5 protein-coding genes are annotated in these 5,753 nt (G+C 58.3%); 3 read left to right on the top strand and 2 right to left on the bottom strand.

The annotated features are described in order from the left end of the window. Positions 1–107: 107 nt before the first annotated feature. Positions 108–1,025: a LysR family transcriptional regulator gene (locus tag ACOQFS_RS09020; protein WP_421562559.1), complete on the top strand. Its 918-nt coding sequence runs from the start codon at positions 108–110 to the stop codon at positions 1,023–1,025. A 12-nt stretch (positions 1,026–1,037) separates the two neighbouring features. Further along, positions 1,038–4,013 carry a Tn3 family transposase gene (locus ACOQFS_RS09015; protein WP_421562558.1) on the top strand — a complete coding sequence of 992 codons (2,976 nt, stop codon included), beginning with the start codon at positions 1,038–1,040 and terminating at the stop codon, positions 4,011–4,013. A 296-nt stretch (positions 4,014–4,309) separates the two neighbouring features. Here the strand turns inward: ACOQFS_RS09015 and ACOQFS_RS09010 are convergent, their stop codons facing one another. Further along, entirely contained in the window at positions 4,310–4,762 is a 453-nt protein-coding gene (locus tag ACOQFS_RS09010; RefSeq protein WP_421562557.1) for an HAD domain-containing protein, read from the bottom strand. 114 nt (positions 4,763–4,876) lie between these two features. Between ACOQFS_RS09010 and ACOQFS_RS09005 the strand changes: the two genes are divergently transcribed. Then, positions 4,877–5,179 (top strand): helix-turn-helix domain-containing protein, encoded by a 303-nt coding sequence (locus ACOQFS_RS09005; protein WP_421562556.1) that lies wholly within the window; start codon positions 4,877–4,879, stop codon positions 5,177–5,179. Here the strand turns inward: ACOQFS_RS09005 and ACOQFS_RS09000 are convergent. Next, complete coding sequence (locus ACOQFS_RS09000) at positions 5,176–5,616, bottom strand: hypothetical protein (RefSeq protein WP_421562555.1); 441 nt, start codon at positions 5,614–5,616, stop codon at positions 5,176–5,178. The two genes, ACOQFS_RS09005 and ACOQFS_RS09000, sit on opposite strands and share 4 nt — an antisense overlap. Positions 5,617–5,753 lie beyond the last annotated feature (137 nt).

Raw genomic sequence — 5,753 nt, 5'->3', positions numbered from 1 at the left:
GATGCCTTCTACCGCGCAGACTCCTGGCCGCAGTGTCGGGGCAAAGGCTTTTTGCCAGAAAGCGAAATTATTGAAACCGCCATGTTCGCCAAAGTGAAAATAGGCGCATGACGCTCAAACAGCTCGAAGCCTTTTACTGGGCCGCCACCTGCAGCAGTTTTTCGCTGGCTGCCGAGCGGGTGCACCTGTCGGTGTCCTCGCTGTCCAAACGGATTGCCGAGCTGGAGGCCTCGCTGGGCCAGGCGCTGTTCGACCGCGCCGGCCACCGGGCGGCGCTGACGGAGGCGGGCGCGCGGCTGCTGCCGCTGGCGGGCAGCTTGCTGCAACAGGCCGACCGCCTGCACCAGGAGATGGGCAGCGCAAGCGGCCTGCGCGGGCCGTGCCGCCTGGGCGTGGGCGAACTCACCGCGCTGACCTGGCTGCCGCGCTGGGTTGCTGCCATTGCCGATGCCCACCCGGCGTTGGAGGTGTCGGTGCACGTCGATGTGGGCGCGGCCCTCGCAGAGCGGCTGGACAAGGGTGAGCTGGATGCCGCCGTCATCGCCGGCCCCGCCACCCGCAGTGCGCTCACGTCTGCGCCTCTGGAGCAAGCGGGCTTCATCTGGTGCGCGGGTGCGCAATTGGCGCCCAAGCTGCCATGTATGGACGCAGCGGCGCTGCAGCAGCATGCGCTGGTGAGCTTGCCGCTGGGCTCTGGCATCAACCACCTCATCGACGACTGGCTTCGGCAGGCGGGTGCGCGCATCCACCGGCGTGTGGTGTGCAACCACTGGGGCGCCATCGTGGGGCTGCTGGCCGAGGGCCTGGGCGTGGGCTTGCTGCCACAAGGGTGGGCGCAGGCGCTGTGTGCGCGAGGTGCGTTGGCAGCCTTGCCCAGCCCCGTGCCGCTGGGGCAGTTGGACTACGCGCTGCACCACCGGCGCGACGACGTGCGGCCGCTGGTGGGTGCCTTGCATGGGGTGATCTCGGTTTCATTGCAAAATCGGAATCCTGAATCAAAAAACTCCTTAGCGACAACAACTTAGCAGCGTTTTATAGTGTCTTCTGCATTGGGGAGGACGCTGATGTCGAGCTACCGGTACAGATTCGTCGGCTACGAGAAACTTCCATCGGGCCTGAACGCTGATGACGTGCAACTGCACTGCCGTCTACCTGACCGGCTGGTCAAGGAGATTCGTGATAGCAACTATGACAAGCGCTACCACCTGGGCCTGGCCGTCCAACTTTCGTTTCTGGCTCTGACTGGGAGAGAGCCAGACAGCAAACTCCGGATGCCACCGGCAATGCTACGCTTGCTGTGTGAACAGCTTCGCATCAGCACCACCGCGATAGCGTCTCTAAAGGCGCTGTACCGGAACGTTGATCGCACGCTCGCCAACCACCGGGCCTGGGTTCGAGAGAGACTTGGCCTACTGCCCTACGATGCAGGCGCCGAAGAGCGTTTGCGAGCAGCACTTTCCCAACAAGCCATCGATGCCGCTTCGGTTGATGAACTCTTCAACTCCGCCGGGCAATGGCTTTTTGATAACAAAATTGTCCTGCCTGGCAAGCGCAACATCCAAGACCTTGCTCGGTCAGCCTTCCGGGTGGTTGAGGAATCGGCGCTCGCCACCATTCGCGCTGCAGTAACCCCCGTACGCCTTCGCGCAGTCCTCAAGGTCATGCACGAGGAAAGCATGTCGCCTGGGGTTTCAGTCCTTGAGTGGCTCAAGCAATCAGCAGGCAAACACAGCTTGAAGGCGCTCAAAGAGGTCAACTCGCGTATAGAAGCTCTGAAGGCGCTCGGCGTCCATTCGTGGAACTTGCAAGGGCTTTCCATCGGACGCATCCACGCGTTCGCCCAAGCAGTGATGAACCGGCCACCCTCTGAGACTGCCCGCCGAATCGAAGACACCCGCTCCGTGGAGATTGTCTGTTTCCTCAAGCATTTGCTCGGTGAACTCAGTGACGAAGCTATCTTTCGCAACAACCGGCATACCAGCGACATCATGCGTTTGGGATCTACCCGTGTGCAAGCGAAACAGGCGCAGCGCGCTCATGAATACCGCAGCTCTATCGAATCGATGCGGGACATAGCGAGCAATACTGACATGAACGCCGAGGAACGACTGGCGGCCATCATGGCTCTTGCCGAGGGTGTCTTGGGGCTACCGCCTGTCAGCCACGCTGAGGTTGTCAGGGAAACTCTAGTGGAGCAGACAACGAAAGTGCGGAATCTGCTGGCCGGGATGACGTGCCTTGATCTGCAAGCGGATCCAGCGCATGCAGACAGCAGGCTTCTTGCTGCACTGCAGGCCTTGCAAGCGGCAGAAGCCAAAGAATTACCGAGTGACTTTGACACGTCGCTGGTCGATTCCAAGTGGCGGCCGCTGGTGGAGGGACCCGACCGCGTAGCGGCTCTTCGCGCTTTCGAAGGGTGCGCGCTGCGGCGCATTTGCAAAGGCTTGCGAGGCGGCAGCTTTTATGTAAATCACAGTGCGACATACCAAAGCAAAGAGAGCCTGCTGATCCCACTGGAAGAATGGGAACGGGACAAACAAGCACTGTGCGAAGCCTACGGCCTGGAGCTAGACCCAAGAAGGGCTCTCGATCTTCAATACGAATTGCTGCGGGCGGGACTCGCAGATGTTGAGGCCGGACTAGAGAAAGGGTTGCTCGAAATCGATGAAGCCGGTTCGGTCAGGATCCCGGCCATAAGGGCCATGGAGGAAGAGCCAGAGCTGCGCCGCACGAACCAGTTCCTGAGCGAAACAATTGGCACGACGCAGTTGCCAGACATCATCTTGGAGATCGATAGTCGCACCCAGATCAGCACGACGCTGCTGGGGCGTCAGCCTGAGACGGCCCAGGAGCTTGTCGCCCTGTATGCGGGCTTGTTGGCCCACGGCACCGAGATCGACGCGAAAGCTGCCGCTTCCATGATTCCCGGCGTTCCTGTGAGCCACGTATCTGCCGCCATGCGCATGCTGGAATCACCTGGCCGCCTGCGGGCGGCCAACGACAGCGTGGTTGCGTTTCAGCAGCGCTTTGCAATCGTCAACCTTTGGAGCGATGGGACAAAAGCCTCTTCGGACATGATGGCACTGGACGCTACCCGTCACCTGTCTATTGCACGAACCGATCCTCGTAGAAAGACCGCCGCCGCAGGTATTTATACCCACATTCTGGGCAGCTACCCCGTCATCTTCGATCAACCTATCGTGCTGATGACACGCCAGGATGCTCCCGCTGTGCATGGGATTGACGCCTACAACTCCAACAGTGAGGAACGGATCAAGGTTGATCTTCTGGCCGTTGATACACACGGCTATACCTATTCCGGCATGAGCGTGGCCAAGCTGCTCAAGTTCGATTTGTGCCCGCAGCTGGCGGGCTTGCCAGACCGCAAAATCTGGACGCCCCGCTCGATCAAGGTACCAGAAGGCCTGGAGAAAGTGGCAATTCCCACGATTACCGAAAAAGCAATTCGTGATGGGTGGGATCAGACCATGCGGCTCATTGCCTCGATCAAGTCCGGACGTGTCAGTGTGGCTTGGGCGCTGGCTCGCCACGGAAGCGCGGCGGCTGGAGATGATGTGCGCCGTTGCCTGGACCAGTACGGCCGCTTGCTTCGCTCCGTTTTTCTATGTGACTACTTCACTAACGCTGCCTTCCGACGGGAGATCCATACTCTTCTCAATCGTGGCGAATCGGTTCACTTGCTACAACGCGCCATCTACTATGGGCGAGTAGCTGCCGAGCGCGGTCGGCGCCGGGACGAACTTCGGTCCATCTCTGGTGCTCACGCACTGCTGACCAATATGGTGATCGGCTGGAACACCATGAAGCTTCAGGAAACCGTGGATCGGTTGAAGTCCGGTGGGCAACGTATCGAGGAAGATGTGCTGCGACGCATCGGGCCTGTGCACTTCGGGCACATCAATTTTCGGGGCCTGATGAGCTTCAGCGTGGAACGGTATGCGAGTGTGCTACTGCGGGACCAAACACCTGCAAAACGGACCAGGGCCAATTGAGCCCAAAAAGGCGTTGCATTTCCGTTTTTTTATTTTTTCTCTGCAAAATCGGAAAGCTGTTCTATATGAATCAATAACTTAGCGTTGCCGTCCATTTCGTGTTTTCATTTTTTTCGTGCAAAACCGGAAAGTAAAGTTAGAGCCGGATGTTCGGAATGCATCGTCGAAACGGTCTCTTTTTCCCGATGGGCCACACATTCGATAGGAGAGCCCGCCTCGCTCCCAATCTATCCGAGAGCGGGTTGGGCCCAGCCTGGATCTTGACCCTTGTCTCGGTTTCTGGACCGAGATGTGTTTCACGAAAGACATTGAAGCCGGGACGCCAGTTGCGACCCTGACCTGGGCGTTAGCCCTGTGTGCCCACTGACCAAAAACAACGACTTGCAAAACGGCCGATAGAGCCAAGAACGGTCGTCCACGGCAACCCAGTTGCAATGTGGCAGGTTGTTTGCCCAAAGCCAGGCATTGCACTCCGCCTCCCGCTCGTACCCCACCAGCGTATTCGGGACGTTCGCTAGATCGCAATATCTGGGGGTGACGCCTTCGATCATGGCGGCAATGTCTGGAGAGAACCTTTGCAGTAGATCCTCGTAGGATTGTTCCAGGCGCCAAGTGCTGGTGATCACGACCCGGCACTCCGGCACCTGTCGTAACGCATCTTCCAAGATAGGTAGGCAACAGAAGTGCCTAGACTCATGGCAATGCTCTGGGTGCAGGACCCCATCAAAATCCAGAAAGAGTATGGGCACAGCGCGATTTCAGGAACAGATTTCCAACAGGAGCTGGATATTTTTCCGAGTTAGCAGGCCAATGAGACTACTTGGTCGTGGTCTTTTAAGTCTCATTGAATGGAAATCGGGTGGATGTCTTCCCGAAAGCGTATCCCACCCCAAGCCGACTTTGGTCGGGCGCTGCAGCAATTGCGCGCGGCACGCGGCTTGGTCCAGGAAGACATGTTGCTGGCAACGAGCCGCCGACACATCAGTCGCATCGAGCAGGGACATCAAGTGCCCAGTATCCGCACCATTGAGGTGTTGGCCGAGCAGATGCAGATCCATCCTCTGACCTTGATTGCTGCCGCGTACTGCCCGGACCTGGACACAACTTTGGTCAATGAACTCCTCAAGACCGTCAAAGCGGACTTCAAGGGCGTCATTTCAGACTAGACGTGGCATTCCAAGTCGGCCTGTTCCTTGGCGTGCTGGACAAGCATTTGAAGTCCTTGTACAAGCCCGGCGCCAATGGGCGTGGCATCTTGGCGTTGCAGCATCCGATTGACGATCTCCCGATCCACGGCAGTGCTGAGTAAGCACAGTGCTTCCTGCAGAGTTTCCAGCCCCACTTCCAAGCTATCTCCTGAACGTTTCGCTCCCGCCTTGGTCAGAAGCAACAGGGCTAGCGGTAAGGCAGCACTAGCGGGATCGTGATCCCCGCTCCAATCCGAGCCAGACAGAAGGTCTCGTAGCTGGTCTGACATCAACAAAAGGTGGTTGTCATCCAGCGCATCCGGCAGGATGGCTTCCCAACCCTGTGACGTGATCAGGCGCAACATGTCCTGTGCTCCAAATTTTCCGAGGGTCGCTTTTTCCAAACGCAGCATCATTCTTCATTCAAGTTAATATGAGACCAATTAGTCCCGTTCGAGACCGTGGCGTGCGAAGAGGGGTCCCCTCGTTTTCAGTGCAATAACTGGCGGTACGCAAACCCAGCACTGGCGCGGGGGTGGTGTTGGTAGATCGT

Origin of the sequence: Paracidovorax sp. MALMAid1276, from assembly GCF_049198005.1 — a bacterium.
Lineage (GTDB): Bacteria > Pseudomonadota > Gammaproteobacteria > Burkholderiales > Burkholderiaceae_C > Acidovorax.
Note: the sequence above shows the minus strand (reverse complement) of the source record. Positions and strands in the feature narration are given on the sequence as shown.